Annotated in this window: 25 protein-coding genes; 16 read left to right on the forward strand and 9 right to left on the reverse strand. The window is 64.7% G+C overall.

The genetic code is table 11. The features are described from left to right. Positions 1 to 27: 27 nt before the first annotated feature. Entirely contained in the window at positions 28 to 1,431 is a 1,404-nt protein-coding gene (locus tag AB688_RS17295; protein WP_054892013.1) for a purine-cytosine permease family protein, read from the reverse strand. A gap of 318 nt (positions 1,432 to 1,749) precedes the next feature. Between AB688_RS17295 and AB688_RS17300 the strand changes: the two genes are divergently transcribed. The 10 genes from AB688_RS17300 to AB688_RS17345 all read left to right on the forward strand — a co-directional run bounded on the left by AB688_RS17300 (position 1,750) and on the right by AB688_RS17345 (position 11,348). Then, entirely contained in the window at positions 1,750 to 2,235 is a 486-nt protein-coding gene (locus AB688_RS17300) for a flavin reductase family protein (RefSeq protein WP_063545279.1), read from the forward strand. A gap of 141 nt (positions 2,236 to 2,376) precedes the next feature. After that, positions 2,377 to 3,420, forward strand: a complete 1,044-nt coding sequence (locus AB688_RS17305) for an LLM class flavin-dependent oxidoreductase (protein ID WP_063545280.1) — start codon at positions 2,377 to 2,379, stop codon at positions 3,418 to 3,420. A 231-nt stretch (positions 3,421 to 3,651) separates the two neighbouring features. Beyond that, on the forward strand, positions 3,652 to 4,248 hold the full coding sequence (locus AB688_RS17310) for an amino acid synthesis family protein (RefSeq protein WP_054892016.1): 597 nt from the start codon (positions 3,652 to 3,654) through the stop codon (positions 4,246 to 4,248). 60 nt (positions 4,249 to 4,308) lie between these two features. Then, complete coding sequence (locus AB688_RS17315) at positions 4,309 to 5,142, forward strand: alpha/beta fold hydrolase (protein ID WP_063545281.1); 834 nt, start codon at positions 4,309 to 4,311, stop codon at positions 5,140 to 5,142. Next, positions 5,139 to 6,620, forward strand: coding sequence for an aldehyde dehydrogenase (locus AB688_RS17320; protein ID WP_063545282.1), 1,482 nt, complete (start codon positions 5,139 to 5,141; stop codon positions 6,618 to 6,620). The genes AB688_RS17315 and AB688_RS17320 overlap by 4 nt, the downstream gene beginning before the upstream one ends. 13 nt (positions 6,621 to 6,633) lie before the next feature. Continuing rightward, positions 6,634 to 7,119, forward strand: coding sequence for a flavin reductase family protein (locus tag AB688_RS17325; RefSeq protein WP_063545283.1), 486 nt, complete (start codon positions 6,634 to 6,636; stop codon positions 7,117 to 7,119). A 125-nt stretch (positions 7,120 to 7,244) separates the two neighbouring features. Next, positions 7,245 to 7,634, forward strand: coding sequence for a carboxymuconolactone decarboxylase family protein (locus AB688_RS17330; RefSeq protein ID WP_054892020.1), 390 nt, complete (start codon positions 7,245 to 7,247; stop codon positions 7,632 to 7,634). 86 nt (positions 7,635 to 7,720) lie between these two features. After that, complete coding sequence (locus AB688_RS17335) at positions 7,721 to 8,467, forward strand: GntR family transcriptional regulator (protein WP_054892021.1); 747 nt, start codon at positions 7,721 to 7,723, stop codon at positions 8,465 to 8,467. Positions 8,468 to 8,487: 20 nt separating this feature from the next. Then, a complete protein-coding gene (locus tag AB688_RS17340) occupies positions 8,488 to 9,051 on the forward strand; it encodes an NUDIX hydrolase (RefSeq protein ID WP_063545284.1) in 564 nt (187 codons plus the stop codon). A gap of 116 nt (positions 9,052 to 9,167) precedes the next feature. Then, positions 9,168 to 11,348 (forward strand): ATP-binding protein, encoded by a 2,181-nt coding sequence (locus tag AB688_RS17345; RefSeq protein ID WP_063545285.1) that lies wholly within the window; start codon positions 9,168 to 9,170, stop codon positions 11,346 to 11,348. A gap of 96 nt (positions 11,349 to 11,444) precedes the next feature. Here the strand turns inward: AB688_RS17345 and AB688_RS17350 are convergent, their stop codons facing one another. The 3 genes from AB688_RS17350 to AB688_RS17360 form a co-directional block, all read right to left on the reverse strand. Further along, positions 11,445 to 13,676: an ATP-binding protein gene (locus AB688_RS17350; RefSeq protein WP_063545286.1), complete on the reverse strand. Its 2,232-nt coding sequence runs from the start codon at positions 13,674 to 13,676 to the stop codon at positions 11,445 to 11,447. A gap of 99 nt (positions 13,677 to 13,775) precedes the next feature. After that, complete coding sequence (locus AB688_RS17355) at positions 13,776 to 14,408, reverse strand: LysE family translocator (protein ID WP_054892025.1); 633 nt, start codon at positions 14,406 to 14,408, stop codon at positions 13,776 to 13,778. A gap of 88 nt (positions 14,409 to 14,496) precedes the next feature. Further along, positions 14,497 to 15,111, reverse strand: a complete 615-nt coding sequence (locus AB688_RS17360; RefSeq protein ID WP_054892026.1) for a LysE family translocator — start codon at positions 15,109 to 15,111, stop codon at positions 14,497 to 14,499. A 110-nt stretch (positions 15,112 to 15,221) separates the two neighbouring features. On the opposite strand from AB688_RS17360, the gene AB688_RS17365 reads away from it, so the two are divergent. Then, a complete protein-coding gene (locus tag AB688_RS17365; protein ID WP_054892027.1) occupies positions 15,222 to 15,674 on the forward strand; it encodes an Lrp/AsnC family transcriptional regulator in 453 nt (150 codons plus the stop codon). A 58-nt stretch (positions 15,675 to 15,732) separates the two neighbouring features. Here the strand turns inward: AB688_RS17365 and AB688_RS17370 are convergent, their stop codons facing one another. Beyond that, complete coding sequence (locus AB688_RS17370; protein WP_063545287.1) at positions 15,733 to 16,635, reverse strand: LysR family transcriptional regulator; 903 nt, start codon at positions 16,633 to 16,635, stop codon at positions 15,733 to 15,735. Between the two features lie 116 nt (positions 16,636 to 16,751). Here AB688_RS17370 and AB688_RS17375 point away from each other — a divergent pair, with 116 nt between their 5' ends. From AB688_RS17375 to glcF, 4 genes are all read left to right on the forward strand, one after another. Further along, positions 16,752 to 17,840, forward strand: a complete 1,089-nt coding sequence (locus AB688_RS17375) for an AbrB family transcriptional regulator (RefSeq protein WP_081255256.1) — start codon at positions 16,752 to 16,754, stop codon at positions 17,838 to 17,840. Positions 17,841 to 17,910: 70 nt separating this feature from the next. Next, the gene (gene glcD, locus AB688_RS17380; protein ID WP_063545288.1) at positions 17,911 to 19,410 is read left to right on the forward strand and encodes a glycolate oxidase subunit GlcD; all 1,500 of its coding nucleotides are present in this window, start codon (positions 17,911 to 17,913) and stop codon (positions 19,408 to 19,410) included. Continuing rightward, positions 19,410 to 20,462 (forward strand): glycolate oxidase subunit GlcE, encoded by a 1,053-nt coding sequence (gene glcE, locus AB688_RS17385; protein WP_063545289.1) that lies wholly within the window; start codon positions 19,410 to 19,412, stop codon positions 20,460 to 20,462. The genes glcD and glcE overlap by 1 nt, the downstream gene beginning before the upstream one ends. Before the next feature lie 9 nt (positions 20,463 to 20,471). Continuing rightward, entirely contained in the window at positions 20,472 to 21,734 is a 1,263-nt protein-coding gene (gene glcF, locus AB688_RS17390; protein WP_063545290.1) for a glycolate oxidase subunit GlcF, read from the forward strand. Here the strand turns inward: glcF and AB688_RS17395 are convergent. The 3 genes from AB688_RS17395 to AB688_RS17405 all read right to left on the reverse strand — a co-directional run bounded on the left by AB688_RS17395 (position 21,691) and on the right by AB688_RS17405 (position 23,937). Further along, positions 21,691 to 22,428: a hypothetical protein gene (locus tag AB688_RS17395; RefSeq protein WP_063545291.1), complete on the reverse strand. Its 738-nt coding sequence runs from the start codon at positions 22,426 to 22,428 to the stop codon at positions 21,691 to 21,693. The two genes, glcF and AB688_RS17395, sit on opposite strands and share 44 nt — an antisense overlap. A gap of 81 nt (positions 22,429 to 22,509) precedes the next feature. After that, positions 22,510 to 23,253: a sulfite exporter TauE/SafE family protein gene (locus AB688_RS17400; RefSeq protein WP_054892033.1), complete on the reverse strand. Its 744-nt coding sequence runs from the start codon at positions 23,251 to 23,253 to the stop codon at positions 22,510 to 22,512. Between the two features lie 48 nt (positions 23,254 to 23,301). Beyond that, the gene (locus AB688_RS17405; RefSeq protein ID WP_054892034.1) at positions 23,302 to 23,937 is read right to left on the reverse strand and encodes a LysE family translocator; all 636 of its coding nucleotides are present in this window, start codon (positions 23,935 to 23,937) and stop codon (positions 23,302 to 23,304) included. Between the two features lie 146 nt (positions 23,938 to 24,083). Between AB688_RS17405 and AB688_RS17410 the strand changes: the two genes are divergently transcribed. Next, a complete protein-coding gene (locus tag AB688_RS17410) occupies positions 24,084 to 24,572 on the forward strand; it encodes an Lrp/AsnC family transcriptional regulator (protein ID WP_063545292.1) in 489 nt (162 codons plus the stop codon). A 35-nt stretch (positions 24,573 to 24,607) separates the two neighbouring features. On the opposite strand, the gene codA is transcribed toward AB688_RS17410, so the two are convergent. Continuing rightward, the gene (codA, locus tag AB688_RS17415) at positions 24,608 to 25,849 is read right to left on the reverse strand and encodes a cytosine deaminase (protein ID WP_063545293.1); all 1,242 of its coding nucleotides are present in this window, start codon (positions 25,847 to 25,849) and stop codon (positions 24,608 to 24,610) included. Between the last annotated feature and the right edge of the window lie 3 nt (positions 25,850 to 25,852).

Raw genomic sequence — 25,852 nt, forward strand, 5'->3', positions numbered from 1 at the left:
CCGCTTTGCGGCCCTCTTGCACATCAACTAGTCGCTCACACCTAGCGCACGTCCCGCCTTCAGCGCCTTGCCGCGAGTGGCCAGGCAATAATAGAGCGGCACCGTCACCAGCAACCCGAACAGCCACGACAGGTCGGCGCCTTCGACGATGTTCGAATACGGCCCCACATACAGCGCCGTATTGGCGAACGGCAGTTGCACCAGGATCCCGCATACATAGGCAACGATGGCGTGGTGGTTGAAGCGACCGTAGATGCCGCCATCGGCGCGGAAGAACGAGGCGATGTCGTATTCGCCCTTCTTGATCAGGTAGAAGTCGACCAGGTTGATCGACGCCCAGGGCACCAGCACCAGCAGCAGTGCCAGGATCAGACCGATGAACTGGCCGATGAACCCCGCCGAGGCATTCAGCGCCACCAGCCCGCACCCGAACAGGATCACCGACGCCAGCACTACCCGCACCCGCACGCTCGGCGTCCAGTGAGCGACGAACGTCTGGATCGCGGTGACGATCGACAGCACCGCGCCATACAGATTCAGCGCGTTGTGGCTGATGATGTTGAGCAGGAACAGCACCATCAGGACCGGCCCCAGCCAGCCAGTGGCCTGCTTGACCGCATCCATCGCATCAGTGCCTTCAGGCACGCACAATACCGCCACCGCCCCGAAGCTGAAACACAGGATGGTGCCCAGGGTCGCGCCGAAATAGGTCGCCCAGAACGGCTTGGCGATACCGATCTCGCGCGGCAGGTAGCGCGAGTAATCGGAGGTGTAGGGCGAGAAGCTGATCTGCCAGATGGTGCCCAGCGACACCGTGGCGATGAAGCCCGACAGGTTGAAGGCCCCGCGACTGAAGAAGTCGGCTGGCAGCTCCTGGGCGAACATCATGATGAAGCCGGCCAGCAGCGCCGAGCCCATCACCCAGGTACCGATGCGGTTCAGGCTATGGATGAAGCGATAGCCGATCACACCAATGGCCGTGGCACTCAGGGCACCGATGACGATAGCCGTGGGCATCGGCACGCTCGGGGCGATGCCGTGGATCGACTTGCCCGCCAGGACGATGTTGGAAATGAAGAAGCCGACATAGATCAGCGCGGTGAAGAACACGATCAGCAAGGCGCCGTAGCGCCCGAACTGGCCGCGGCTCTGCACCATCTGCGGAATGCCCAGCTGCGGTCCCTGCGCAGAGGCCAGGGCGATGACGATCCCGCCCAGCAGATGCCCCATCACGATGGCGACCAGGCCCCACAGCAGGTTCAGGTGGAACACCTGGACCACCATCGCGCCGGTGACGATCGGCAGTGGCGCGATATTGGTACTGAACCAGAGGGTGAAGAGGTCGCGCGCCTTCCCGTGGCGCTCGGAGGGGGGAACATGATCGACCGTGTGATTCTCGACAAACTGGTGTTGCGACGACGGTTGGGACATAGGATTTCAGCTCGAAAGGATCATTTTTATCTTTGTATGGAAACCGCTCGGGGCGGCCTCTCAGCTGAAGACCATATTATGGTATTCCAAACTTTTGACAACACTGCGCTGTGCTTTTTCAGCGCATCTGATCTGCCGTGTGCGCCACTGTGGCGCAGGGCTCTAGTAATCAAGACCAATGAATACGGGGCTTTTACCGTTCATCGTGTGTTCCGGTGCGCGGAAAATTCTGCTTGCAATATAGGTATTACGGTATACCATCAGACACATCAACGATAAAAAACGCGGACCACCGCACGCCCCTTAGAGGTTCACGCCATGATCGACGCAACCGTCTACAAGCACGTCCTGGGCTCCTTCCCCTCCGGCGTCACGGTCATCACCACCCTGGACGACGACGGCTCGGTCGTCGGCCTCACTGCCAGCGCCTTTTCTTCCCTGTCCATGGACCCGCCGCTGGTGCTGTTCTGCCCCAACTACAGCTCCGACTCCTATCCTGTACTGATCAAGCAGAAGCGCTTCGCCATCCACTTGCTGTCCGGCGAGCAGCAGGCCGAAGCCTATGCATTCGCCAAAAAAGGCAAGGACAAGGCCAGCGGTATCGAGTGGACCCTGAGCGAGCTGGGCAACCCGCTGCTGGCCGGTGCCACGGCGATCATCGAGTGCGAGCTGTGGCGCGAGTACGAAGGTGGCGATCACGCCATCATGGTCGGCAAGGTACACAACCTGATCGTGCCTGAGGACGCCCCACGACCGATGGTCTACTGCCGCGGCAAAATGGCCAGCCTGCCCGCCTTCGCCTGATACCTGCAGTTCGACGCAAGACTCTGTGGGAGCGGGCTCGTCCCGCGATCACCGGCAAAGCCGGTGTCATTCAGGACGCGGCCTGTTTCCCTGTGCCGCGCCGTCCCCACATCGACCACAACAAGCTCCGAGGAAAGCCCCATGAAATTTTCGCTGTTCGTACACATGGAACGTTGGGATGACCAGGTCAGCCACCGCCAGCTGTTCGAAGACCTGACCGAACTGACCCTGATGGCCGAGCGCGGCGGTTTCAACACCGTATGGATCGGCGAACACCACGCCATGGAATACACCATCTCGCCCAGCCCTATGCCGCTGCTGGCCTACCTGGCTGCCCGTACCGAGACCATCCGCCTGGGCGCCGGCACCATCATCGCGCCGTTCTGGAATCCGATCCGCGTAGCTGGCGAATGCGCCCTGCTCGATGTGATCAGCAATGGTCGCATGGAAGTGGGCCTGGCCCGCGGCGCCTACCAATTCGAGTTCGACCGCATGGCCGGTGGCATGCCCGCCACCGACGGCGGCAAGGCCCTGCGCGAGATGGTCCCGGCGGTCCGCGCCCTGTGGCAGGGCGACTACGCCCACGAAGGCGAGGTGTACAACTTCCCCACCTCCACCAGCGTGCCCAAGCCTGTGCAGCACGGCATGCCACCGATGTGGATCGCCGCCCGCGACCCGGACTCGCACAACTTTGCGGTCAAGCATGGCTGCAATGTCATGGTCACCCCACTGATGAAGGGTGACGAAGAGGTGCTGGACCTGAAGAACAAGTTCCAGGCCGCGTTGGACAACAACCCTGAAGTGCCGCGCCCGCAACTGATGGTGTTGCGCCACACCCACGTGCACAGCCCGGCCGAGCCCGATGGCTGGAAGATCGGCGCCCAGGCGATCTCGCGCTTCTATCGCACCTTCGATGCCTGGTTCGGCAACAAGACCACCCCGGTCAATGGCTTCCTGGAGCCCAGCCCCGAGTCCAAGTTCGCCGAGGTACCGGCCTTCGCGCTGGAGAACATCCGCAAGAACACCATGATCGGCACCCCCGAAGAAATCATTGCGCGCATCAAGTACTACCAGGAACTTGGCGTCGACGAATTCAGCTTCTGGTGTGACAACAGCCTGCCGCACGCAGAGAAACGCAAATCGCTGGAGCTGTTCATCAAGGAAGTGGTGCCAGCGTTTGCCTGATCGGTAGCCCGCTGCACCTGCCCGCTTTCATGACCTGTGAGAGCGGGCATTTTTTTGGCTGCGCTTCAACTGCGCCTGCCCACCAGAAGATCAGTACAGACACCCCAGAAAACCGCGGCACAGCACACCTTTCGTCCCCCCGCAGGAGAAATTTCCCGCCCCCTCTTGCACATCAAATATTATGGTATACCATCAGACAACAAGAGCTGATAACCCTCACCAGGAGCCCCCATGAGTTTCGAAATCCGCAAGATCGTCACCTACTCCGAAGAAACCCGCATCGAAGGCGGCAAGGCCACCGACAAACCAGTGACCATGGTCGGCCTGGCCGTGGTGATCAAGAACCCATGGGCTGGCCGTGGTTTTGTCGAAGACCTCAAGCCGGAAATCCGCGCCAACTGCTCCGAACTGGGTGCGCTGATGGTCGAGCGCCTGACCGCCGCCATCGGTGGTGCCGACAAGATCGAGGCCTACGGCAAGGCAGCGGTGGTCGGTGCCGAGGGTGAGATCGAGCACGCGTCGGCGGTGATCCACACCCTGCGCTTTGGCAACCACTACCGTGAAGCGGTCCAGGCCAAGAGCTACCTGAGCTTCACCAACAAGCGCGGCGGCCCGGGCACCTCGATCCAGATCCCGATGATGCAGAAGGACGACGAAGGCCTGCGCTCGCACTACATCACCCTGGAAATGCAGATCGAAGACGCTCCGCGCGCCGACGAGATCGTCGTGGTCCTGGGCGCCTCCGACGGTGGCCGCCTGCACCCGCGTATCGGCAACCGCTACATCGACCTGGAAGAACTGGCTGCCGAGAAAGCCAACGCTCAATAACAATAAGCAGACGGGCCGGAGCCAAGCGTCACGGCACCGGCCTTTCAAGGAGCGCCATCCATGATTCAGCCTGTCGCTGAACGTACACCTGCCGGGACCAGCTACCTGAGCCTCGGCCAGGGCCAACCCGTGGTGCTGATCCACGGCGTGGGCCTGAACAAGGAAATGTGGGGTGGCCAGTTCGTCGGCCTGTCCACCGACTACCGGGTCATCGCCTACGACATGCTCGGCCATGGCCAGAGCGCGTTGCCCGCGCCGGACACCGACCTGCAAGGCTACGCCACCCAGCTCGCCGAACTGCTCGACCACCTGCAGATTCCCCAGGCCACCGTCATCGGCTTCTCCATGGGCGGCCTGGTCGCCCGCGCCTTCGCCCTGCACTACCCGCAGCGGCTGGCGGCCCTGGTCGTGCTCAACAGCGTGTTCAACCGCAGCCCCGAGCAGAGCGCCGGTGTCATCGCCCGCGCCGCGCAGGCTGCCGAGCTTGGCCCGGACGCCAACGTCGACGCGGCGCTGGACCGCTGGTTCAGCCGCGAATACAAGGCGGCCAACCCGGCCCAGGTCGCGGCCATCCGCCAGGTGCTGGCCAGCAACGACCCCCAGGGCTACCACACCACCTATTCGCTGTTCGCCACCCAGGACATGTACCGCGAAGCGGACCTGGGCAGCATCCAGGTGCCAACGCTGATCGCCACCGGCGAACTCGATTCCGGCTCCACCCCGGCCATGACCCGCCAGCTCGCCGCGCGCATTCCCGGCGCCCGCAGCGTGGTCCTGGCCGAACAACGGCATATGATGCCCGTTGAGGCTCCGCGCGAAGTCAACCGCATGCTGCTGGACTTCCTGAGCCAAGCCCGCACCCTCACCGAATCCGCCAAGGGGATAGTTGCATGACCCTCGTTCGTTTCCAGATGTGCATCGACGGCCAGTGGCGCGATGCCCAGAGCGGCAAGACCTTCGACAGCCTCGACCCGGCCACCGCCCAGGCCTGGGCGCAACTGCCCGATGCCGACGAGCAGGACGTCGAGCTGGCGGTACAGGCCGCCCAGCGCGCCTTCGATAGCAAGGCCTGGCGCGGGCTCACCGCCACCGCACGGGGCAAGCTGCTGCGCCGCCTCGGTGACCTGATCGCCGAGAACAAGGAGCACCTGGCCCAGCTCGAAAGCCGCGACAACGGCAAGCTGATCCGCGAGACCCGCGGCCAGGTCGGCTACCTGCCGGAATTCTTCCACTACACCGCAGGCCTTGCCGACAAGCTCGAAGGCGGCACCCTGCCGCTGGACAAGCCCGACCTGTTCGCCTACACCGTGCACGATCCCATCGGTGTGGTGGCTGGCATCATCCCGTGGAACAGCCCGCTGTACCTGACCGCGATCAAGCTCGCCCCGGCCCTGGCCGCTGGCAACACCATCGTGCTCAAACCCTCGGAGCATGCGTCGGCCACCATCCTGGAGCTGGCCCGCCTGGCGCTGGAAGCCGGTTTCCCGGCCGGCGTGGTCAACGTCGTCACCGGTTACGGCCCAAGCACCGGCGCGGCGCTCACCCGTCATCCGCTGGTGCGCAAGATCGCCTTCACCGGCGGTGCCGCCACTGCCCGCCATGTGGTGCGCAGCAGCGCCGAGAACTTCGCCAAGCTGTCGCTGGAGCTGGGCGGCAAGTCGCCGAACATCATCTTCGCCGACGCCGACCTGGACAGCGCCATCAACGGCGCAGTGGCCGGCATCTACGCCGCCTCCGGACAAAGCTGCGTGGCCGGTTCGCGCCTGCTGGTGCAGGACGAGATCTTCGACGCGTTCGTCGAGCGCCTGATCGAGCGGGCCAAGCGCATCCGCATCGGTAACCCGCAGGACGACGCCAGCGAAATGGGCCCGATGGCCACCGCCCAGCAACTGGCCGTGGTCGAAGGCCTGGTCGCTGCGGCCAAGGCCGAGGGCGCCAAGCTGCGCCTGGGTGGCAAGCGCGCCGAGGTCGAGGGCGACGGCTGGTTCTACGAGCCGACCCTGTTCGAGTGCGACAGCAACTCGATGACCATCATGCAGGAAGAGGTGTTCGGCCCGGTCGCCGCGGTGATCCGCTTCAAGACCGAGGAAGAGGCGCTGGCCATGGCCAACGACTCGCAGTTCGGCCTTGCCGCCGGCATCTGGACCCGCGACCTGGGCCGCGCCCATCGCCTGGCGCGCGACGTGCGCTCGGGGATCATCTGGGTCAACACTTACCGCGCAGTCTCGGCCATGGCGCCGATCGGCGGCTTCAGAAACAGCGGCTACGGCCGCGAGAGCGGCATCGATTCGGTGCTGGCCTATACCGAGCTGAAGACCGTGTGGATCAACCTGTCCACCGCGCCAATGCCCGATCCGTTTGTGATGCGTTGAGAAGGAGCACGAGATGATCGAACCTGGCATCTATAAAGACGTGATGGGCTCCTTCCCGTCCGGCGTGACCGTGGTCACCACGCTCGATGGCGATGGCGGTATCGTCGGCATTACCGCCAGCGCCTTCAGCGCGCTGTCGATCGACCCGGCGCTGGTGCTGTTCTGCCCCAACTACGCCTCCGACACCTACCCGATCCTGCGCGACAGCAAGCAGTTCGCCATTCACCTGCTGTCGGCCGACCAGACCGCCGAGGCCTATGCCTTTGCGGGTAAAGGCAAGGACAAGGCCAAAGGCATCGACTGGCACCTGAGCGAGCTGGGCAACCCGCTGCTGGCCAAGGCCACGGCGATCATCGAGTGCGAGTTGTGGCGCGAGTACGACGGCGGCGATCACGCGATCATCGTCGGCGCGGTGAAAAACCTGGTGCTGCCGGCCGAGCCGGTGACACCGATGGTCTATCACAAGGGCAAGCTTGGCGCCCTGCCCTCGCTGGGCTGATAGACCGCGCGGTCTGCTTCGCGCGTTCACCCGCGAAGAAACCCACACCGATGTCCCTGTTTTTAGGGGCCGCGCTAATCGTCTCACCCTCGGTTGCGGCCCCTGTTTTCATTCGGAGCACTGCAATGAGCAATGAAAAGTACGAGAAGGGCCTGCAGATCCGCACCCAGGTGCTGGGCGAGGACTACGTCAACCGCTCCATCCAGAACGCCGACGACTTCACCAAGCCGCTCCAGGAGCTGGTCACCGAATATTGCTGGGGTCATGTCTGGGGCCGCGACGGCTTATCGCTCAAAGAGCGCAGCATGATAAACTTGGCGATGATTTCCGCCCTCAACCGGCCCCACGAGCTCAAGCTGCATATCCGCGGCGCCTTGCGCAACGGCCTGAGCCGTGAACAGATTCGTGAAATCCTGCTCCAGGTCGGCATTTATTGCGGCGTGCCCGCGGCGGTGGACAGCTTCCGCCTGGCCCGCGAAGCGTTCGCCGAAGCCGATGCGGAGCCAACCCGTTAACAGCGGGCTGTTCGAACCACTGCAAGGAGCGCCTGGGTTCGGGGCACTCCGACGTTGGCGCAACAGCCTCATAAAGAGCGCACCTGATGAAACGCCAGCCACTCGACGACAGCTTCAAGGTCAACCGCAACCCCGTCACGCTCCGCGAAATCGTGCTCGACAAGCTGCGCGGGGCGATCATGAACTTCCACCTGCTGCCGGGCGACCGCCTGGTCGAGCGCGACCTGTGCGATCGTCTCGGCGTCAGCCGTACCTCGGTGCGTGAAGCCCTGCGCCACCTCGAGTCCGAGGGCCTGGTGGAGTTCGCCGATGCCAAGGGCCCGCGGGTAGCCATCATCACCCTGGAAGACGCCCGCGACATCTACGAGCTGCGCTGCGTGCTCGAAGGCCTGATCGTCCAACTGTTTACCCTCAACGCCAAAGCCAAGGACATCCGCGCCCTGGAGCGCGCCCTGGACGTGAACCGCGAGGCGCTAGAGGAAGGCGAGCTGCAGCAGGTGCTCGATTCGGTACAGGGCTTCTACGACGTGCTGCTCGAAGGCTCCGGCAACCACGTCGCCGCTACCCAGCTGCGCCAGTTGCAGGCACGTATCAGCTACCTGCGCGCCACCTCGGTCTCGCAGGAAAACCGCCGCGGCGCCAGCAACCGTGAAATGGAGAAGATGGTCGAGGCGATCAAGAGCGGCGACCCGCTGGCCGCTCACCAGGCCTCGGTCGACCATGTACGCGCCGCCGCCAAGGTGGCACTGGACTACCTGCGTCAGAAGCAGGACGACAATGCCAAGGTCCGCGACATGGTCGAGCCCCTGGCGCTGAAGGATCCACGCATTTAACCCCCCACAGGCCACCGATCATGCCCAACGCCCCGCGCTACTGCCCGCAATGCACCACGGCACTGGACCGGGGCGTTCCCACCGGCGACACCCACGAGCGCCTGCACTGCCCCGCCTGCGGCTACATCCACTACATCAACCCGAAGATCATCGCCGGCTGCATCATCGAACGCGACGGCAAGTACCTGCTGTGCCAGCGCGCCATCCCGCCACGTCCTGGTACCTGGACCCTGCCCGCAGGCTTCATGGAGGCCGGCGAAACCACCGAGCAGGCGGCGCTGCGCGAGGTCTGGGAAGAAACCGGCGTGCGCGCTGACATCATCTCGCCGTATTCGATCTTCAGCGTGCCGAAGATCAGCGAGGTGTACATCATCTTCCGCGCCATCGCCACCCAGGAGACCGGCCAGTTCGGCCCCGAGACTCTCGACTACCGCTTCTTCGCGCCCGAGGACATTCCCTGGGACGCGATCTACTACCCGGCGATCCGCCAGATCCTCGAGCGCTACATCCTCGAACGCCAGGCCGGGGTGTATGGCATCTACATGGGCAATGACGACACCGGCAAGGTGCATTTCATGCGCTGAGCAGACCCGCCGCTGTCGCGGGTCGACCCAGTACCCAAACAGCCTCACAAATCGCTCGCCAGCCCGACATTCTCGGTGCACCCTATCCCCTCCACGCAAACGAAGCGGCAAACCTCATGGCGAAATGGCTGGATGGCGGCGGGCTAATGGCCGAACGCATCCGCAACCACGACTGGGCGAAAACGCCCCTGGGCGCAATTGATGCCTGGCCCGACGTGCTCAAGACCACCGTGGCCTTGTGCCTGGCCTCGCGCTTCCCGCAGGCGGTGCTGTGGGGCGATGACCTGATCACCCTGCACAACGACGCCTTCAGCGAAATCCTCGGCGACAAGCCTCCGGCCCTGGGTCGCCCCTTCAGCCACGTCTGGCATGAAGCCTGGAACGATATCGGTGCCATGACCCGCCGCGCCCTGGACGGCGAGGCGGTGTACATCGAAGACTTCCCGCTGATCATCGACCGCCACAACGGGCCGGAACGTGCCTATTTCACCTTCTGCTACAGCCCGATCCGCGACCAGGACGGCCAGATCGTCGGCATGCTCGACACTGTCACCGAAACCACCGCCAGCGTGGTCGCCAACCGCCGCCTCAACTTCCTCGACGACCTTGGCCGCGCCGTGGCCAACGCCACCGAGCCGGACCGGATCCTGGCCATCACCACCCGCAAGCTGGGCGAGCACCTGCGCCTGTCAAGCTGCGCCTACGCAGTGGTGGAGCCCGATCAGGACAGTTTCACCATCTGCGGAGACTGGGTCACGCCCGGCTCGCCGCGTCTGCTCGGCCAATATCGTCTCGCCGACTTCGGCCGCCTGGCCGTACAGCGCCTGCGCGCAGGCCTGGCGCTGGTGATCAACGACAACTTCAGCGAGCTCGAACCGCAGGAGGCCGCGACCTTCCAGGCCATCGGCATCACTGCGACCATCTGCATGCCGCTGATCAAGGATGGGCGCCTGACGGCGCTGATGGCCATCCATGACAAGCAGCCGCGTGCCTGGACCGGCTACGAGCGGGCGCTGATCAGCGAAGTCACCGAGCGTAGCTGGGCGCACATCCAGCGGGTTCAGGCGCATGCCGAAGTACGCGAAGCGATGCAGGCGCTCGAATCGCTCAACACTACCCTTGAGCAGCGTGTCGAAGAACGTACCGCACAGTTGCTGCACACCGAGGCTGTACTGCGCCAGACCCAGAAGCTCGAAGCCATCGGCCAGCTCACCGGTGGTGTCGCCCACGACTTCAACAACCTGCTGACCATCATCCGCTCGTCGCTGCATTTCCTGCAGCGCCCGGAACTGGATGACAGTCGCCGCCAGCGCTACCTCAAGACCGTGTCAGACACCGTCGATCGCGGCGCCAAGCTCACCGGCCAACTGCTCGCCTTCGCCCGCCGCCAGGCCCTGAGCCCACAGGTGTTCGAAGTGGGCCCGCGACTGGAAGCCATGGCCGACATGCTCGACACTGCTACCGGCGCACGGATCCAGGTCAAACTGGATCTGCCCGAGACGCCCTGCCATATCCGCGCCGACCTTGGCCAGCTGGAAACGGCGGTGATCAATCTGATGATCAACGGCCGCGACGCCATGAACGGCGAAGGCACGCTGCGCCTGCACCTGCGGCCAGACCAGCTGATGCCGGCGCAACGTGGGCACGCGGGGCAGCCTGGGGTGTTCGCGGCGATCTCGGTGATCGACAGCGGCATCGGGATTGCCCATGAACTGCTGGAGCGCATCTTCGACCCGTTTTTCACCACCAAGGCCTCGGGCCATGGCACCGGCCTGGGCCTGTCGCAGGTGTTCGGCTTCGTCAAGCAGTCCGGCGGCGACGTGCAGGTCACCAGCGTGCCGGGCCAGGGCACTACCTTCACCCTGTACCTGCCTCAGGTCTCGCCCCCGGAAACCGAACAGAGCCTCGCCAGCGCTGCAAATGCCCCGGTCGACAGCCGGCCGCGGCGCATCCTGGTGGTGGAGGATAACCGCGACGTCGGCAGCTTTACCGCGCAGATACTCAAGGATCATGGCTACCAGATCAGCTGGGCGACCAGTGCCGAGGATGCACTAGCGCAGTTGCACATGACACCGCAAGGCTTCGATGTGGTGTTCTCCGACGTGGTAATGCCCGGTATGGGCGGCCTGGCTCTGGCCCGGGAACTGCGCCGCACCAGGCCGCAACTGCCGGTGATCCTCACCTCCGGCTACAGCGATGCCATTGCCGAAGGGGGGCATCAGGGCTTCGCCTTCCTGGCCAAGCCGTATTCGGCCGAGCAGGTGTGCCAGTTGCTGGATCAGGTGCTCACGCAGTAGCTGCAACGGCCTTGCACAGTATTTGTGCGATGGGATCAGTGGGCGCTGGGTCTTTGCAACTGGAGTCTGCAGGGTCCGCCCCCACAGGAAACGACGTCAGCCCTCGGATTGCGCGTAAACCAGCGGCAGCAAGCGCGCCAGGCTCTGCGCCAACTCCGCCCGGCGGAACGGCTTGCGCAACACCTCGAAGCCACAGAGCTCACGTGGCGTGAGGTTGGCATAGCCGGTGATGATCAACACCGGCAGCGCCGGCATACGCTGCCGCAGCGCCTGGGCGAACTCGGCGCCGGTCCGCTCGGGCATCATCTGGTCGGTTACCAGCACTTCCACGGCGAATCCCTGCTCCAGCACCTGCTCGGCTTCGGCCGCACTCAAGACCGCTTTCACTTCATACCCCAAGTCACGCAGTTGCATTGCCGTGGCATGGAGCACGATGGCTTCGTCATCCACCAGTAATACCCTGACCGGGCGCGTCGGCCTGGACACTTCGTCCACCGGGTCATCCCGACACAGGGTTTCGGCGTCAGTGGTCGGCAGCCACAATGTCGCTGTCGACCCCTGCCCCGGCTGCGAACGAATGGCAAACCCGCCGCCAGACTGCAGTGCAAGCCCCTGCACCATCGGCAGGCCAAGCCCGGTGCCCTTGCCCGCGCCCTTGGTGGAATAGAATGGCTCGCAGCAGCGCGCCAGCACCTCATCGCTCATACCGCAGCCGCTATCGGCCACCTCCAGCCACACCATCGCCCCTTGCCCAGGCCCTGCAGGCCGATCTGCTGCCCGTGCTGCGTCCAGCCCCGCACGAATCCTCAACCTGCCACCGCCTGGCATCGCATCGCGCGCGTTGAGCACCAGGTTGAGCAGCGCAAGCTCCAGTTGATGCGGGTCCACCACCGCTGCCGGCAGCGCCGGGTCGACATCGACCTGTACCTCAATGGTCGGCCCCAGCGAGCGCATGATCAATCCGTGCATGTCACCGATCCGTGCAGCCAGGCAGACGGGCTCAGGCTTGAGGGTCTGGCGCCGGGCAAAGCTGAGCAGACGGCCGACCAGGCTGCGTGCCCGCTCCGCCGCCTGCAGGGCGCCCTCGATCAGACGCGTCGAACGCGCCGCGTCGTCCGGCCGCCGGGCGATCAGCTCCAGTGAGGCAATGATCGGGGTGAGCATATTGTTGAAGTCATGGGCAATGCCGCCGGTCAGTTGGCCGACGGCCTCCATCTTGCGTGCTTCATGCAACTGCATGAGGTCGGACTCACGCTCGGCCAGCATGCTGGCAACCCGCTCCTCCAGCGTGGCGTTGAGCGTCATCAGCTCGGCCAGCGTTGCCTCCAGGTGCGCGGAGCTGGCGCGCAACGCTCGCTCCGAGCGGGCATGGATGATCGCAGACCAGGCCAGCTTGGCCGCCTCTTCCACCAGCTGACATTCATCGTCGACGAACGCATGAGGGCGATTGAAGTAGACACACAGCATGGCGTCGAGCACACCGCTGCGCAGCAGCGGCACCTTCAGGCTGGCGCACAGGTCTCTGGAGGCGCCAGCCGGATAGTCGTCATGAACCCCATGCCCCGCCTGAAGTTGCTCGCGCAACAACCCGTCATGTCCGCGCCAGAAGTGCTCCCCTGTTTGCGACGGCACCCCATCGACCCAGTCACGGGCGACGACATAGCGCTCGTCATCGCCCAGATCCTCGGCAAAGCACACCCGGCAGGCGCCCAGCTCCTCACCGAGCAGGCGCGTGGCAAAGGTCTCGATCGCCTCGGGTTCGTCCATCCCCGGAAGCGCCCGGCCCAACGCCAGCAGGAACGCCTGGCGCCGCTCGAACTGAACGCGCTCGGTGGTTTCGGTGACGATGCACAGCACCCCACCCACGCTGCCATCGGCCTCGCGTACCGCCGAATAGGAGACATCGAAATAGGCTGTCTCGCCCAGGCCCCGGCGCTCGATATAGAACGGACGGTCGCGCGCCGAGAAGGTCTCGCCGGTGTCACGCACATTGCGTAGCAACGGTTCGAGATCGTCCCACAACTCGCTCCAGTGCTCGCGGGCAGGCCGCCCTAGCGCACGTGGGTGCTTGGCACCGATGGTCGGGGCGTAGGCATCGTTGTAGAGCGCCACGTACTCCGGCCCCCAGAACAGCACGATCTGGGCCTTGGCCGGGAGGATAGTCGCCATGAGCGTCTGCAGGCTGAATGACCATGTGCCTGGGGCGCCAAGCGGCGACTCGGTCCATTCCAGGCTCTGCAACAGCGAGCCGACCGTGCCGCCGTTGATCAGAAAGGCGGGCGCCGGGGGCCGAGCGTGTTCGGTATCACCGTCCTGTAGTGATTTCATGTCATGCAGACCATCAGTGTTTCCGGGCACTGTATTGAGTATCTGAGGATATGAAATCAGCGCAGCACAGACGTTCCATCCGACTTCGCATCAGCGCGTTCAGCGACGCCCTTCAGCCAGCATGCGCACCGCCAGCGCGGCCAATACTGTCCCCATCAACCAGCGCTGAGCCTGCTGCCACAGTGGCCGACCGGCGAGAAAAACGGCAATGGAGCCGGCCATCAGGGCGATGATCGCATTGACCGTGACGCTGATGACGATCTGCGTGGAGCCCAGCACCAGCGATTGCAGCAGTACGCTGCCATGGCCCGGCTCGATGAACTGCGGCATCAGCGACAAGTACATGACCGCGATCTTGGGGTTCAGCAGGTTGGTCAGAAAACCCATCATGAACAGCCGCCGCGGGCTGTCGGCCGGCAGGTCGCGGACCTGGAACGGCGAACGCCCGCCTGGCTTGAGTGCCTGCCAGGCCAGGTACAGCAGGTACAGCGCGCCACCGATGCGCAGTGCGTCATAGGCGTAGGGCACGGCCATCACCAGTGCGGTGATGCCCAGTGCGGCGCAGAGCATGTAGAAGACGAAGCCCATGGCCACGCCGCCCAGCGAGATCAACCCGGCAACCCGCCCCTGGCAGATCGAGCGGGAGATCAGGTAGACCATGTTCGGGCCGGGGGTCAGGACCATGCCTAGTGCGATCAGGGCAAAAGCCAGCAGGTGGGATAACTCAGGCATCGGGCGCATCCTTGGCGTGCGAGGGGAGCGCGAAGTGTATCCGCTGTCGAGGCCATCGTGGAACGGCTGCCCCTGCAAATCCAGGCATTCATCCGAACTGCCCGACAATCAGACCCAGCGCGATCGCGATCATCACCGCGCCCGACACCCGCCCGACGATCTGCGCCGCCTGTGGCCGGGTGCGCAGCACGGCCTTGGCGCCGTAGCCGACCATCAGGTAGATCACCAGCGAACTGCACAGGTGCACCAGCCCCAGCAGCAGGATCTGCAGCGGCAGCGGCCAGTTGGAGGTGGGGTCGGTGAATTGCGGCAACAAGGCCAGGAACAGCAGGAACACCTTCGGGTTGAGCCCGCTGACACAAAATCCGCGCAGCGCCCAGCGCGAACCGGTCTCTCCCGCCTGAACCACTCCCGCCTGCGGCGCCGCCGGCTTGAGCAACAGGTTGCCCCCCAGCCACAGCAGGTACAGGCAACCGGCAAGGGTCAGCAGCGTCAGTGCCAGCGGGTGCCCTGCGATCAGGCTACCGACCCCGGCCGCCACCACCAGGGTGGCCATGAAATGCCCAGACAACATCCCGGCCACTGCCGGCATCACCCAACGCCCGCGCATCCCGGCCGAGATCGCATAAGCCCAGTCGGCGCCGGGGGTGATGACGAACAGCAACGACACGGCCCAGAACGCGGCCAATACACTGAGGGTCATTTCGGGTGTTCCTTTCAGAGGTCTGGTTGAAAGGAAGATTACGGATTCCGCGCGGGGATTATCTTTCGTATATTGCCGACACCCTTAGAGAGCCTGGAAGATTCTTCCCCATGGATCGCACTGATCGAAAAATCCTTGCCGAACTGCAAAAGGACGGTCGCCTGTCGGTCACCGAGTTGGCCGACCGCGTTGGCCTGAGCCTCTCGCCCTGCCATCGTCGGCTCAAGGCGCTGGAAGCGTCCGGGGCGATCCTCGGTTACCACGCACGCCTGGCGCCTTCGGCGGTGGGCCTGAATTTTGCGGCGCTGGTGTTCGTCACCCTGCGCGAGGTGACCCGCCAGCCAGTGGCCGACTTCGAAGCGGCGGTGACCGAGGTGCCGCAGATCGTCGAGGCGCAGCGCCTGTTCGGCGATCCGGATTACCTGCTGCATGTGGTGGCCAAGGACCTGCCGGCGTTCCAGAAGCTGTATGACGAAATCCTCACCAGCATTCCCAATGTGAAACGGCTGAGCTCCACGCTGGTGATGAAGGAAGTGATCCAGGATCGGTTGTTGCCCATGTGAGCCGGGGCCGGGAGGTCGGGTTTGAGCGCAAATACCAGCATGGCCAGCGCCAAACCGATCAATCACCGCGAAAGAACCCATCCCCGGCATTTCTCAACAACTCCACCATCGCCCCCGCCGCTGGCGGCAGGTAGCCTTCGGCGCGCACCGTCACCCCGACCGTGCGGCGCATGGTGGTGGCCTCCAGCGGCACTTCGCGCAGCCACGACATGCCCAGGCCATGCTCCAGTGTCTCGCGTGCGGCAAAGCTCAGCAGACGGGTCTTGGCAATAAGCCGAGGCAGCAGCGAGATCGAGTTGGTCTCGATCTGCACCTCGGGCAGCGGCAACTGGTGGCTGCTGAACACATTGTCGATCCAGCGTCGCGCCGTCACCGTGGGAGCTGCCAGCACCCAACGGTAGTTGCACAGGTCCTTCAACTGCACATCACCCGAGAACACCGGGTGATCGGCGCTGGCCACCACCACCGCTTCGTCCTGCAGGATCGGGTAGGAACAAAACTGCGGGTCATCGACGATCAAGCCGCAGATGATTGCGTCCAGCCGCCCTGAGCGCAGCGAGTCCTTGAGCATGTCGTCCTGGCCGATCGACAGCTTCAAGGTCAGTTGCGGCGCTCGCTCCAGCAGCGAAGCGGTCAGTTGCGGCAGCAGGTGCTCGGCCATGCTCGCGGCACAGCCCAAACGGATGTTGCCCACCAGGCCGCTGGCGAAGTCGCGCACTTCACGCTCGGTCTCGGCGATGCTCACCTGCAACTGCTTGCCGCGCGCCAGCAACAACGCGCCAGCATCGGTCAGTTTGATGCGCCGGCCATCACGCTGGAACAGCCGCGCGCCCAACGATTCTTCCAGGCGCTGGATGCTTTTACTCAGCGCCGGTTGGCTGCGGTTGAGCTGCTGTGCGGCGCGCCCCAGGTGGCCGAGCTCGGCAATGGTGGCGAAGTAAGTCAGGTCACGTAGGTCCATGATCGATGAATTTCAGTTATGGATTCATAGAAAGTAGAAAATAGACTTGATCAATTCACAGGTCGATAATTTTCTCTGTCAGCCACCTCTGGCTCTCGCCGTACAGGGAGATCGACTTGCCCACCACCCTACCCCCCCAAGCAGCAAAGAACGCGTCCCCCACCCTGATTTTGCGATGGCTCGCGCTGATCCTCTGTGCTGGCGCCGCCGGGCAGCTCCTTCACGCCCTCGCCGTGCCGGCCGGGCTGTTTCTCGGCCCCATGCTGATGGCCATCGTCTTCGGTGTATCCGGCGCGCAACTGCGCCTGCATCGCCAAGTGTTCCGCTTCGGCCAGGGCTGTGTCGGGCTGCTGGTGGCGCACTCGGTGACCTGGTCAGTGCTCGCCTCGCTGGCCGACGCCTGGCCGCTGATGCTGTTCGCCACCTTCGTCACGGTGGTGCTCAGCGCCCTGGTCGGCCTCGGTACCGTGCGCTTCGGCGGCATTCCCGGCAGCACGGCGGCCTGGGGTACTGCGCCGGGCGCAGCCTCGGCGATGGTGTCGATGGCCGAAGACAACGGCGCCGACGGACGCGTGGTGGCCACCATGCAGTACGTGCGTGTGGTGTGTGTGGTGATGATCGGCTCGCTGGTCAGTCACCTACTGGGCGCCACCAGCGTTGCTGGCGACGCGGCCCAAGCCGCGGTGGTCGCCGACAGCGTGCAACTGGGCAACCTGCTGCTCGGTCTTGGCGTGGTGCTGGTGGGCGTTGCCGTTGGTTCGAAGATGCCCGCCGGCGCCCTGCTGATGCCGTTGATGCTTGGCGCAGTGCTGCAACTGACGGGGGTGTTGCACGTCAGTCTGCCCAGCGAAGTGCTGGCCATCGCCTACGGCGCCATCGGCTGCTACATCGGCCTGCGCTTCGACCGCCAGACCGTGCGCTATGTGTGGAAGCGCCTGCCCACCATGATCGCCGGCGCCGTGGTGCTAATCCTGCTCTGCGCGGGCTGCGCCTGGCTGCTGGCACGGCTCGCCGGCACCGACTTCCTGTCCATGTACCTGGCCACCAGCCCCGGCGGCCTGGATGCGATGGCGATCATCGCGGTGGAAACCCACGCCGATGTCGGCATGGTCCTGGCGATGCAGACGCTGCGCCTGTTCGGGGTGATCCTGACCGGTGCGTATCTGGCCCGGCAGATCATTCGCCTCACCCAGAACGCCCACTGAAGGGTGCACCAGGCCGAAGGGTAGCTATCCTTCCCCGCACAACAACGACAAGTGCCTGGTAGTCCGCCCCATGAACATCCTGTACGACGAGCGCCTGGACGGCGCACTGTCCACGGTCGACAAGGCCGCCCTGCTGGACACCCTGCGCAGCGCCCTGCCCGACCTCGACATCCTGCACACCGAGCAAGACCTGCGCCCCTACGAATGCGACGGCCTCAGCGCCTACCGCGTGGTGCCATTGCTGGTGGTGCTGCCCCAACGCCTGGAACAGGTTCAGGCGTTGCTGAAGATCTGTCACACGCACCAGGTGCCAGTGGTGGCCCGCGGAGCCGGTACCGGCCTGTCGGGCGGAGCTCTGCCGCTGGCGCAGGGGATTCTGCTGGTGATGGCGCGCTTCAATCGCATCCTTGAGATCAATCCAGCAGGTCGCTTCGCCCGTGTCCAACCAGGTGTACGCAACCTTGCGATCTCCCAGGCAGCGGCGCCACACGGTCTTTACTACGCGCCCGATCCCTCGTCGCAGATCGCCTGCTCGATCGGCGGCAATGTCGCGGAAAACGCCGGGGGCGTGCATTGCCTGAAGTACGGCCTGACCGTGCACAACCTGCTCAAGGTCGAAGTCCTCACCATCGAGGGCGAATACCTGACGCTGGGCAGCGATGCCCTGGACGCCCCAGGCTTCGACCTGCTGGCGCTGTTCACCGGCTCCGAAGGCTTGCTGGGCATCGTCACCGAAGTCACCGTCAAGCTGCTGCCCAAGCCACAGGTGGCGCGGGTGTTGCTGGCCAGTTTCGACAGCGTGGAAAAGGCCGCTCGTGCGGTGGCCGACATCATCGGCGCAGGCATCATTCCCGCAGGCCTTGAGATGATGGACAACCTGTCGCTACGGGCCGCCGAAGACTTCATCCACGCAGGCTACCCGGCCGAGGCCGCCGCCATCCTGCTGTGCGAACTCGACGGCGTGGACGCAGACGTGAACGACGACTGCCTGCGCGTCGAGGCCGTGCTCAAGACAGCCGGCGCCAGCGAGGTACGCCTGGCGCGTGACGAGGCTGAGCGCGTGCGCTTCTGGGCAGGCCGCAAGAACGCTTTTCCGGCGGTAGGGCGCATTTCCCCCGACTACTACTGCATGGACGGCACCATCCCGCGCCGGGCACTGGCGGGGGTGCTGCACGGCATCGGCGAGCTGTCGCGCGAGTATGGCTTGCGCGTGGCCAACGTGTTCCATGCCGGCGACGGCAACATGCACCCCTTGATCCTGTTCGACGCCAACCAGCCCGGCGAGCTGGAGCGCGCCGAGGCCCTCGGCGGCAAGATCCTGGAACTGTGCGTGGCGGTGGGCGGCAGCATCACCGGCGAGCACGGCGTGGGACGCGAGAAGATCAACCAGATGTGCGCGCAATTCAACGCCGACGAGCTGACGCTGTTCCATGCGGTCAAGCACGCCTTCGACCCGCTGGGCTTGCTCAACCCTGGCAAGAACATCCCGACCCTGCAGCGCTGCGCCGAATTCGGCGCGATGCACGTGCACCACGGCCAGTTACCCTTCCCCGACCTGGAGCGTTTCTGATGGATCAGGATCACGATGCCAGCGCCGGCCTGCTTGAGCAGGTGCGCCAGGCCCTCGAGCAGCGTACGCCATTGCGTATCCAGGGCAGCGACAGCAAAGCCATGCTCGGTCGTCCGGTCGACGGCCGGACCCTCGACACCCGCAGCCATCGCGGCATCGTCAGCTACGACCCCACCGAGCTGGTACTCACGGCACGCGCCGGCACGCCGCTGCGCGAGATCGAGGCTGTGCTGTACGAGGCCGGGCAGATGCTGCCGTTCGAACCACCACACCTGGGCGACGGCGCCACGCTGGGCGGGATGGTCGCGGCCGGGCTGGCAGGGCCACGTCGGCCTTGGGCGGGCTCGGTACGCGACCATCTGCTCGGCACCCGAGTCATCACCGGGCACGGCAAGCTGTTGCGCTTCGGTGGCGAGGTGATGAAGAACGTCGCGGGCTACGACCTGTCGCGCCTGTTGGCCGGGAGTTTCGGCTGCCTGGGGGTATTGACCGAGGTATCGCTGAAGGTGCTGCCGCGACCGCGCACTTGCCAGAGCCTGCGCCTGTCGATGGATCTTCGGCAAGCCCTGGGCGAGCTGGCAGCCTGGGGTCAGCAAGCACTGCCGATCACAGCCGCCTGCCATGACGGCGACGCCCTGTACCTGCGCCTGGAAGGCGGGGAAGGCTCCGTGGCCTCTGCCGCCGAGCGCCTGGGCGGCGCGGTGCTGGACAACCGCTATTGGCATGACCTGCGTGAACAACGCCTGGCCTTCTTCGCCGCTGACGAGCCCCTGTGGCGCCTGTCACTGCCGCATAACAGCCCACCGCTCAGCCTGCCCGGCCGCCAGTTGCTCGACTGGGGTGGCGCCCAACGCTGGTTGAAATCGGCCGCCTCGCCCAGCGTCATCCGCGAAGCCGTCGCAGGCCTCGGCGGCCATGCCACGCTGCATGCCTGCCACAGCGCCGGGTTCCATCCACTGCCCGAGCCATTGCTGCGGTACCAGCGCAACCTCAAGCGACAACTCGATCCTCGCGGCATCTTCAACCCCGGCCGCCTGTATGCCGACATATGAGGGCCAGCCATGCAGACCAACCTGAGCGAACAGGCCAAGCGCCTGCCACGGGCCGACGAGGCCGAGCGTATCCTGCGCAGTTGCGTGCACTGTGGCTTCTGCACCGCCACCTGTCCGACCTATCAACTGCTGGGCGATGAGCTGGATGGGCCGCGTGGGCGCATCTACCTGATCAAGCTGCTACTCGAAGGGCAACCGGCCACCGCCAGCATCCAGACTCACCTGGACCGCTGCCTGAGCTGTCGCAACTGCGAGACCACCTGCCCGTCCGGGGTGGAGTATCACAACCTGCTGGACATCGGTCGTGCCGTGGTCGACGCGCAGGTGCCGCGGCCGCTGGGCGAGCGCCTGTTACGCCACGGATTGCGCCTGTTCGTCCCCAGGCCTGCGTTGTTCAAGGCCCTGACCCGCACAGCCAGGGCCTTTCGGCCACTGCTGCCGAAGCCGGTGCGGGCCAAGCTGCCGCGCCATGAGCCTGCACTCAAGCCGCGTCCCAAGGTCCAGCACGCGCGTCGGGTGCTGATGCTCGAAGGATGCGTGCAACCGGCGCTGTCGCCCAACACCAACGCGGCGGCAGCGCGGGTGCTGGATCGCCTGGGGATTTCGGTGATCGCGGCCCGTGAAGCGGGATGTTGTGGCGCCGTGGACTACCACCTCGATGCACAGGCCAGAGGCCTTGCCCGGGCTCGACGCAACATCGACGCCTGGTGGCCGGCGGTAGAAGCCGGCGCCGAAGCCATCGTGCAGACAGCCAGCGGCTGCGGTGCCTTCGTGCGTGACTATGGGCACCTGCTGGCGGCCGATCCGGCCTACGCCACCAAGGCCGCACGCATCAGCGAACTGACCCGGGACCTGGTCCAGGTGTTGCGCGAAGAGCCATTGGAGCAGTTGGGCATCCAGGCTGACCAGCGCCTGGCCTTCCATTGCCCGTGCACGCTGCAGCATGCGCAAAAGCTTGCTGGTGCAGTCGAGAGCGTGCTGCAGCGCCTGGGCTTCAGCCTGGCCTCGGTGCCGGATGGTCATCTGTGCTGTGGTTCGGCGGGTACTTATTCGTTGACCCAGCCGCTGCTGTCACGCCGGTTGCGCGACAACCGTCTGAACGCGTTGGAGAGTGGCAACCCCGAGGTGATCGTCACCGCCAACATCGGTTGCCAGCATCACCTCGACAGCGCTGGCCGAACACCGGTTCGGCACTGGATCGAACTGGTGGACGAGGCGCTGCCGAACCTCAGCCGCGCAACCGGCGCAAACGACGCCGCTGACGCACGATGACATAAGCCAGCCCCAGCACCAGCACACCAGACGCTACGACCAGGCCGACCAGTATCTGCCCATAACGTGCCATCGTCGCCTCGAAGCCACTCACCTCACGCATTACCTGAATTTGCGCCGGCCCCTCGGCATGCACGATGCTGATACCGCCCTGGGTGATCTGCGAGATGTCGGCATCGAAGTACACCCACACCCGGCACACCCCACCGGCCTCGATGGACGGGATCTCGATGATGTTGGTGGCGTTCTCGGGAATGCTGTCGTCCCCGGCGTCATCGCGCACCTGCACCAGGCCCTTGGCTGGCAGGCGGATGTGTACTTGTTTGAGTGGTTCGTCACGCGTATTGCGCAAGGTGATGAACAGCCCGGTGCGATGGTCCACCAGCCCCGCCTCGAAGGGCTTGGCGAATAGTTGCATGTAGGGCGTCTGCGCCTGGGCCACCAGGGCCTCAACCTGATCGCGACTCAATGCACCTTTGGCCAGCGCCTCGACCCCGGCGAACAGCCGCTCGTACTTGAGTTGCTCACGGGCCTGGCCGATGCGCTCGTTGAACTGGCTGGGGTAGGTCAGGGCCTCGTAGGCGACATAGGCCTTCAGGCTACGATCGTCCTTGAGCGACGCATAAAGCGCCGCGCCGGCGACGACGATGACCAGCAGGCCCGCGAGGGCTTTCCCGACTTTTTCCCAACTCACCTTGGCGGTTCCTTGTATCGCGGCATGTGCGTTTGCAGACCGGGGCCAAGCGTGCCAAGTAAACCGCCCATAGGCAAGCGTTCAGCGCCCCAGCAACACCGGCACCGACGCCACCAGCATGGCTATCCCCGACAAGGTCAGCAGCCCCAGCACCAGCCGGCGAAACGCCGCTTCGCTGATGCCCAGGTAGACCCGCGTGCCCAGTACCGTAGGGATCAGCATGGCCAGGGCGACCACGCCGAACCAGGGCAGCATCGCCGAGGTCACCACACCGGTGCCCAGGTAAGTGAGCATGGTCACCGCCAGCATCGACAGGTTGAAGTTCTGAATGACCGCGCGCTGGGTGTCGCGGTCAAAGCCGCGCACCGTGCACCACAAGGTCGGTACGGTGCCGGTGAAACCACCGATGCCACCGAGCACACCGCCAACCATACCCACCGCACCGTCCGCCAGGCGATTGCCCGGCACCCTGGGCAGGCGCGGCGCCAGCAGCATCAGTGGGCACCACAGCACCAGCAGGGTGCCGAACACTGCCTTGAACCAGAGCATGTCCAGGTAGGGCAGTACCCACACACCCAGCGGGATGCCCGCAAGCCCACCCAACACGAAGGGCCAGAGCAACCGCCAACTGAAACCGCGGCGAACGGTGAACACCGCAATCAACTGCCCGGTGAGGCTGCCGAACACCGTGAGCGACGCCGCCAGGCGTGGCTCCAGGCCCCAGGCCCAGAACGACATGGCGACCATGCCGAAGGCAAAACCGGAAAGCCCCTGGACGAAACCGGCGACACAAGCGCCCAGAGCGATGAGGTAGAGCGGGTCCATGGCCAGTCCGTCGAGCGAAGGAAAGCGGCATTCTAGACCAAGCTGCACTCACTGCGGACGACCGATCAACGCCAGGCGCAGGCCAAAACCGATCAACAGGCTGGCGAAGGTCCAGCGCTGCACCACCTCGACCTTCGGATTGCGCGCCATCCAGTAGCCCAGTGCAGCGCCGATCAGGGCGTAGAACAGGTCGAACAACAGCCCGACGATCACCAGCACCACACCCAGCAGCAAGAACTGCCCACCGACCTCGCCAACACTGGCATCGATGAACTGCGGTAGCAGGACCGAACAGAACAACAACGCCTTGGGATTGCTGATATTGGTCAGCAGCCCACGCCACACCGCCGTGCCGTACGCGCGTCGAGCCACTGGCATGTCTGCACCGTTGAGATCAGGCACCAGGCTGGGCGCACGAGCGATGCGCAGCCCCAGCCAGATCAGGTACACCACGCCCACCACGCGTACCAGCTCGAAGGCCCAACCGACCGTCTTGAGCAGTACCGCCAGCCCCAATGCAGCCAGGGTCACGTGTACCGCTCGCGCAATCGCAAGGCCTACTGCGGTCGCTACTGCATAAGCGCGGCCCTGGGTACTCGAGGTGTGCAGCACCAGCACCATGTCCGCCCCCGGGACCAGGCACACCGCGACCAGCGCGCCAATGAACAGCTCCAGATTCGCCATCTTCGCCTCTCCTGCCTGCAAGGGATCATTGGCTTGAAAGCTTAACGAGCAGCGCGCCGGCGTGCGTTGCGTAGTTCACTACACGCGAGAGGATTATTGGCATATCGTGCCAATAACGATTTCAAAAAAACGGATAAATGCCAAAAATGAAACTCGACAACCTTGACCGCCGGATTCTTGCCGCCTTGCAGCGCGACGCACGCCTGACCAATGTGCAACTGGCCGAGGAAGTCGGCCTGTCACCCTCCCCGTGTCTGCGCCGCGTACGCCTGCTGGAAGAGGCCGGAATCATCCGTGGCTATCAGGCACAGATCGACCGCGATGGCGTGGGGCTGGGGTTGACGGTATTCGTTGGGGTGAAGGTGGAGCGGCACACCGAGGCATCGTCGGCCGCCTTTCGCCAGGCGGTCTCGGCGTTGAGCGAAGTGGTCTCATGCCACCTGGTATCGGGCGAGTCGGATTTTCTGCTGCAGGTGGTGGTGCCGGACCTGCGGGCCTATGAGCGGTTCCTGATGGAGGCGCTGCTCAAGGTGCCGGGGGTGACGGACATCCGCAGCAATTTTGCGATTACCACGGTGAAGGAACAGACGGGATTGCCGCTCGGGCACCTGCCACAGGCGGTGGGTGAACAGTGATGTGTGGGGGCAAGCAGTTGCCCCCACACAGCGCCTCAGGCGAAGCGCTCGACCTGCGCCGGAGTACGGCGCATCAGCACCTTGCCGCCACGCACCGAGACCAGCGCATATCCCTGGCTACGGATCATCTCGTAGTCATCCGGCGCCGACAGCACCAGCAAGTTCGCGGGACGCCCCACTTCGATGCCGTAGCGCTCGCCCAGGTTCAGGGTGCGCGCACTGTTGTCGGTGATCAGGTCCAGCGCCCGCTGCAGGTCTTCATAGCCGAGCATGTGGCAGATGTGCAGGCCCGCTTCAAGGATGCGCAGGATGTTGCCATTACCCAGCGGGTACCACGGATCGACGATCGAATCCTGACCGAAGCACACGTTCATGCCGGCGCGATCGAGCTCAGCCACCCGGGTCACGCCACGGCGTTTCGGGAAGTTGTCGAAACGCCCTTGCAGGTGAATGCTCTCGGTCGGGCAGGACACGAAGTTGATGCCCGACATCTTCAGCAGGCGGAACAGCTTGTAGCAGTAAGCATTGTCGTAGGAGCCCATGGCCACGGTGTGGCTGGCAGTGACGCGCTCGCCCATGTTGCGCACCCGCGCCTCTTCGGCGAGTACTTCGAGAAAGCGCGACTGCGGGTCATCGGTTTCGTCGCAGTGCACATCCACCAGGCAACCGGTGCGCTCGGCCAGGTCCATCAGGAACTTGACCGACGACACACCCTGGTCACGGGTGTTCTCGAAATGCGGAATGCCGCCGACCACATCGGCGCCCAGCGCGACCGCTTCGGTCATCAGTTCGCGACCGTTGGCGTACGACTCGATTCCCTCCTGGGGGAAGGCGACGATCTGCAGGTCGACCAAGTGCCGGACCTCTTCGCGCACCTCGACCATCGCCTTGAGCGCCACCAGCGTCGGGTCGGTGACATCGACGTGGGTGCGCACGTGCTGGATGCCGTGGTCGACCAATGCGCCAATGGTCTTCTTGGCACGGGCCTTGATGTCTTCGTGGGTGGTGATGGCCTTGCGCTCGGCCCAGCACTCGATACCCTCGAACAGCGTGCCGCTCATGTTCCAGCGCGGCTCGCCGGCGGTCAGGGTGGCGTCGAGGTGGATGTGCGGCTCGATGAAGGGCGGGATCACCAGGTTCTGCGCCGCATCGATGTCCGCAGCGTTGCTCAGTGCAACCGCCGCGTTCTGGGGTTCGATGGCGGCAATGCGATCGCCATCGAGCTCGATCCGGAACAGGCCGGTCTTGCCGCGCAGGCGGGCGTTGATGATATTCATGGG

The sequence above is a fragment of the Pseudomonas putida genome (assembly GCF_001636055.1).
In the GTDB taxonomy this organism is placed as follows: domain Bacteria; phylum Pseudomonadota; class Gammaproteobacteria; order Pseudomonadales; family Pseudomonadaceae; genus Aquipseudomonas; species Aquipseudomonas machongensis.